The following is a 5498-nucleotide window of genomic DNA, read 5'->3' as shown; positions in this document are numbered from 1 at the left end:
GCTTGGCACGACGGTGCTGACTGCCAATAACACGGCCGACACCACTTTCTCCGGTGTAATCGGCGGTGCTGGCAACCTGACCAAGACAGGCGCCGGGGCGTTGACCCTGACGGGTGCCAACACTTACGTCAGTGGTACAACGATCACCGCCGGGACGCTGGTGGCCACGAATGGGAACGCCTTGGGCACAGGCGCGGTCAGCAACAGCGCGGTCCTGCAACTGGACTTCGCCAACGACAGCACGCTGGCTAACCCCCTGTCCGGCGCGGGCAGCCTGACCAAGACAGGCGCGGGCATGGCTTCCCTGAGCGCGAGCGGTTCGAGCCAGGGAACGGTCACGGTCAACGCCGGCACATTGCATCTGAGTCAGGGCGGCGCCTTTGACGCGGCGGACTACACGACTCAGACGGGTGCAACCACGGCCATCGACGGCGCATCGCGACTGGCGGTGAGCGGTGCATTTACGCAGTCTTCGGGCTCGACGCTGGATGTCACGCTGGCTGCCAATAACCCGGTCATCACGGCAGGAAGTGCGACGCTTGACGGTACCCTGAACATCGCCGGTGTCTCGGGCACAGAGCCTTCATCCGCGAGCGGGCTGCCTGCCACCGAGTTCACGCTCATTCACACGACGGGCGGCATCACCGGCGACTTCAGTTCGGTCAGTCTCGGCGGGGCGACGAGCCCGGTGGATTATCTGACGCTGGCGGTTACCCGAAGCGCGGGCAACCTCGATTACAACGTCGGCTTCGGCCTGACCTGGCAGGCGGGCGTGACCAACGGCAACGGCACCTTCACGCTGACCAGTCCAACGGACGCGTTCAATGTCGACGTGGTGCTGGCGGACGAGGCTGCCTCGGCGACCGGCTGGAACGGCATGGACCTGACCAAGGACGGCGCGGGCAGCCTGACGCTGTCGGCGCCCAACACCTATACGGGCTTGACGACCGTCAATGGCGGCACACTGGCGATGGGTATCGCCAACGCGTTCGCCACGAGTTCGGCAGTCACCATCAACAGTGGGGCGACACTCGCGCTGAACGACTTCGCGCAGACGGCGAACAACCTGTCGGGGGCAGGCACCATTAATCTGGGCACGCTTGGCACGACGGTGCTGACTGCCAATAACACGGCCGACACCACTTTCTCCGGTGTAATCGTCGGTGCTGGCAACCTGACCAAGACAGGCGCCGGGGCGCTGACTTTGGCGGGTGTCAACACTTACGCCGGTGGCACCACAATCTCGTCCGGCACGTTGACCGGCTCCGCCGCCAGCTTCGGCACGGGCACTATTCTTGATGATGCCGCGCTCGTCATTAATCAACCCGACAATGCCGTCTTCGCCAATGCCATCGACGGGACCGGCACCTTTACGAAAGCGGGTGCAGGCGCCCTCAATCTGACAGGGATCAGCACACTGTCCGGGCCAACCACTGTGGCGAGCGGCTTGCTCAGCGTAAATGGCGCGCTTGCCGGCTCCGCAGTCACTGTTCAAAACGGCGCTACCTTAGGAGGTAATGGATCGATTGGCCGCACCGCCATTCTTTCGGGTGGCACGATTGCCCCCGGAAACTCCATTGGCACACTCAGCGTCAACGGCGCGTACTCCCAAGCTGCAGGTTCTGTCTATCAGGCGCAGGTGAACCCAGCCAGCACGGCCTCCGACCTGATCCGGGTCAACGGCGCCGCCACGCTTGCCCAAGGTGCCATTCTCGACGTGGTCAAGATTGCTCCTGGGCAGTATTCGGTGAACTCGCACTACACCGTACTCACCGCCATCGGCGGCGTGACGGGCACCTACACCCTCACTGGAGATATCAATAGCGCCTTCTATGCTCTGATTGACTCGTATGATGCCAACAACGTGTATCTCACCCCGGTGCGGGTCCGCAACTTTGTCGATGCAGCCGGAACGCCCAATGAGATCGCCACTGCTTATGCGCTGCAGAGCATGCCTGACGGAAACCAGGTAAAAGACGCAGTTGCCGCGCTCTCGACCGATGCCGATGCGCGCGGTGCCTTCAATCAGCTTTCCGGCGAAATTCACGCCTCCATCAAGTCAGCCTTGATCGAAGACAGTCGCTATATCCGCGATGCCGCGGTTGACCGCGTCCGGCACAGCTTCTGCATGCCAGATGCCGCAAACCAGCTTGCCACCGCACGCCTGACGGACGCGACGGCCTCCGCCAGTAGTGAATGCGCGGCGCACTCGACTGATCCGGTGATGTGGGCGCGTGTCCTGGGTGCGTGGGGACACATGAACAGCGACGGCAATGCGGCCACTTTGCGGCAGAACCTCGGCGGGTTCCTGGTTGGCGCGGACACGACCATCGCGCAGCAATGGCGAATCGGTGCGCTGGCCGGCTATAGCGGGGGAAGTTTTAATGTCGATGACCGAAATTCGTCGGCGAGCAGTGACAACTATCACGTTGGTCTCTACGGCGGTACGCAATTGGGCAACGTAGGTGTGCGGGCGGGCGCGGCCTATACATGGCATTCGATCAGTACGGATCGTTCCCCTGCCTTTGCCGGCTATGCGGACAATTTGAAGGGGGACTACAGCGCTCACACAATGCAGGTATTCGGCGACATAGGTTACCGGATCGCGGTAGAACATGCGGCGCTAGAGCCGTTTGCGAGCATCGCCTATGTCAACCTGCGCACCAGCAGTTTCAATGAGCAAGGCGGTGCGGCGGCATTGGCCGGCGAAAACGGTAGCACGAACTCGACCTTCTCGACGCTAGGGCTGAGAGGAGCAATGGACTTCGAGTTGCGCAACGGAACGGTGGCGACGGCCAGCGGCACACTTGGGTGGCGACACGCATTGGGGAATGTCGCGCCGGTGTCGACATTGCAATTTGCTGGCAGCAATCCTTTTACCGTCGCTGGTGTGCCGCTGGCACGCAACGCGGCACTCGTGGAGGCCGGGCTGGATTTTCAGGTGACACGCAATGCGTCGGTTGGCGTGATCTACAGTGGTCAGTTTGGTAGTGGCACCACTAACCAAAGCGCGCGGGGGACCCTCAAGGTCCGTTTCTGAAGGTTTTGCCGCTGTAACAGCCATAAAGGGAGGACTACCCGCAGACAAATCGCGAGACCCGTTATGGAGAAAAGGAACACCCACCGAACGGGCTTGACCGGCGGTCCGGATGGTCCCTGAGCATCGAGGTAAACACGACTCGCAATGGAAGGTGATCGCGTCGATTGCCACCAGGATGGGCTGCTCAGGTGAGGCGCTGCGCGACTGGGTGACCGCAGCGCCGAGGATCAGGAACACTTCAAAGAACTGGAACGGGAGGACCGTGAACTGCGCCGGCCAGTGAAATTCTGCGCAACGCATCGGCGTATTTCGCACAGGCAGAGTTCGACCGCCGACCGAGGTATGGGTCGCGTTCATTGATAATCACCGGCAACGCTATGAGGTCGATCCAATCTGCAAGGTGCTGCCGATTGCCCCGTCGGCCATTACCGGTATGTGGCCCGGCGCGCCGATCCAGCACGCCTGCCCACGCGGGCCGTGCGTGACGCGATGCTGTGCGGGAAGGTCGGGCGCGCGCGTGGAGGAGAACTTTCAGGAGTCCGGGTACGCAAGGTCTGGCGGCAACTCGCACGCGAAGGCACCCAGGTGGCCAGCTGCACGGGGAAGCGGTTGATAAAGGAGCTGGGTCTGCCGGGTGTGCGGCGCGGCAGATGACGGGTTCATGGTGAAGCGCCTCAACCAGGTCCGGCGATGGAGGCGAAGTGTGCCTTGTTTACTTTTGCGGAGAAACTGGTCTATAAACGAAACACTTTTGATTTCCGATCAAAGATGAAAGTTACCCTCGACGAATTGCGGACCTTTGCCAGTGTGGTCGACACCGGTTCGATCACCGCCGCGGCCGAGCAGTTGGAGCAGACCGTGTCGGGCGCGAGCCGGACGCTGGGCAGGCTCGAAGAAAAGCTGAAAACCACACTGTTGCGCCGGACGACCCGGCGCCTGGAGTTGACGGAAGAGGGCAAGTCTTTCCTGCAAAATGCCCGCGAGATCATCGATGCGGTGGAGAGTGCTGAAGAACAACTCGCGGCTCGCCGGGAGCGGCCTTCCGGGCGTCTGCGCATCGATGCTGCGACGCCGTTCATGCTCCATGTGATCGTGCCGCTGGTGGCGGGCTACCGCGCGCTGTATCCGCAGATCGAACTCGAATTGAACAGCAACGAAGGCATCATCGATCTGCTCGAACGCCGTACCGACGTCGCCATCCGTATCGGCAAGCTGAAGGATTCGACGCTGCACAGCCGTCCGGTCGGCAGCAGCCGGATACGGGTTCTGGGGGCGCCGGACTATCTGAAGAAGCATGGACATCCGAAACGTGTCGACGAACTCGCCAGGCATTCGCTGCTCGGGTTTACTCAACCCGAATCGCTTAACGTCTGGCCGATCGTCGGGGCCGACAACGAGCTATTGCGGATCGAGCCGGGCATCGCGTCGTCCAGCGGGGAAACGCTGCGGCAGCTGGCGCTGGAGGGCGCGGGCATCGTCTGCCTGTCCGACTTCATGACGGGACGGGACCGTCGCGAGGGCAAGCTCGTCCAGCTTTTCGCGCGGCAGACCCGGGAAGTCCGGCAACCCATCCACGCCGTCTACTATCGCAACACCGCGATATCGGCACGGATCGCGTCCTTCGTCGACTATCTCGCCGAAGCCGTGAAGGAAACGGAGTTCGCTCGCACGCCTGTGGCGCGATCGGGATAAACGTTAGCTTCGCTCTTTGGCAGTGAAGTTTCGGCGTGGACCCGAATAGCGCCGATCTGATTGAACACGGTATTGGCATAGCCGCTAGACGCCTGTTATCCCGGCTTTGGCCAGGTTGAAATCGATTGCCCGCCCGCGAATCTTTGCCGCTTCTGGTTTGCCGCGTATCCATTGCCGCATAGACGCGGATAAACAGGTTCGGCGAATTGCTCGATTTACCCGCCCCGAATTCGAATCATGACGGCTTTCAGCAGAGCGCAGTCATCGTATAACGTGAGCGTGCTTGATCTCGTTCTAATGTCAGCTTGCGAGGCGTCAAGATGTCAAACAATCCCCGCTCTCAGGGCTTGTCGCGTCTCTCAGCGGGTAAACACGGTCTATACAAGCCAAATCGAGCTTTATAGAATTTGTAAGTCGTCGTACAACTTGAGCGTTTTTTCGAAACACGTGAGTGAAAAAAACTCGCGTCTTTTCCGCCGCAAGGCGTCTTGAAACCGTGTCATCGAATCCGCAATCCGTTGGCTGATCTATTTAGAAATGTCATGATGAAAATGAAATTTGCCTCTTTCCGTTTCCCGATGATTATCGCGGCCTCTTTACTGGCATTCAGTACCGGTTCGGCACAAGCGCGAGTCTTTCGCGTAGCGGACGTCCATAGCGACACCTATCCGACCAACATGGCCGTGAAGTACATGGGCGAACAGATCAACAAGGCGACCGGCGGCAAGGATTCCGTGAAGGTCTTCGGCAACAGCGCGCTGGGTTC

General features: G+C 60.7%; 2 protein-coding genes, 1 pseudogene and 1 other annotated feature. All 3 genes and pseudogenes read left to right on the top strand.

Annotated features, from left to right (window positions below):
- Nucleotides 1–3040: autotransporter domain-containing protein (locus CIC12_RS27385; RefSeq protein WP_168668807.1), on the top strand; the 3040-nt coding region annotated here is incomplete at its 5' end.
- Between the two features lie 301 nt (nt 3041–3341).
- Nucleotides 3342–3458, top strand: a sequence feature (AL1L pseudoknot).
- A gap of 350 nt (nt 3459–3808) precedes the next feature.
- The gene (locus CIC12_RS27380) at nt 3809–4732 is read left to right on the top strand and encodes a LysR substrate-binding domain-containing protein (protein ID WP_168668809.1); all 924 of its coding nucleotides are present in this window, start codon (nt 3809–3811) and stop codon (nt 4730–4732) included.
- 545 nt (nt 4733–5277) lie between these two features.
- Nucleotides 5278–5498 (top strand): annotated as a pseudogene (locus CIC12_RS27375) (TRAP transporter substrate-binding protein); the annotation flags it as partial.

This window comes from Paraburkholderia sp. SG-MS1, assembly GCF_012275575.1.
Taxonomy (GTDB): Bacteria; Pseudomonadota; Gammaproteobacteria; order Burkholderiales; family Burkholderiaceae; genus Paraburkholderia.
The sequence above is the reverse complement of the archived record's forward strand: the minus strand, read 5'-3'. Positions and strand labels throughout refer to the sequence as shown.

Excerpts from the sequence above, each read along its gene's own strand:
- CIC12_RS27380 (WP_168668809.1), top strand. The coding sequence starts at position 3,809 with ATGAAAGTTACCCTCGACGAATTGCGGACCTTTGCCAGTGTGGTCGAC.